Raw genomic sequence first — 435 nt, 5'->3', positions numbered from 1 at the left:
ATATATTCGAATGGAAAAAAGGAAATAATAAATATAGCGTATATGATAGAAAATGGGGAGGTGAGCAGCTAGTTACAGCAACTAGTGTCCAATGAATAAATTACAAATGATTTATGAACAGGCAAAGCAAAGGACAGCTAATGGTCAGGTCGCATCTTATATACCGGCGCTTGCTGCAGCAAATGGTGATTTATTTGCTGTAAGTTTACTAAGTGCAGAACATGAAATCGAATTAGGGGATTGTACAGAAACTTTTACGCTTCAAAGTGTCGTGAAAGTAATCAGTTTTATGGTTGCTGCCAATTATCACGGGATAGAGGAAATCATGCACTATGTTGATGTGGAGCCTACAGGAGATTCATTTAATTCGATCGTCCGCCTGGAGAGCCATAATAATAAGCCGTTCAATCCGATGATTAATGCAGGAGCAATAAC

General features: G+C 38.4%; 1 protein-coding gene. It reads left to right on the top strand.

All coding sequences use genetic code 11. The features are described from left to right. Positions 1-91 precede the first annotated feature (91 nt). Positions 92-435: glutaminase (locus tag ACTD9P_RS30025; protein WP_438870482.1), on the top strand; the 344-nt coding region annotated here is incomplete at its 3' end.

This window comes from Pseudomonas onubensis (genome assembly GCF_965653655.1).
Classification (GTDB): Bacteria; Pseudomonadota; Gammaproteobacteria; order Pseudomonadales; family Pseudomonadaceae; genus Aquipseudomonas.
This window is presented reverse-complemented; position numbering and strand designations above follow the sequence as displayed.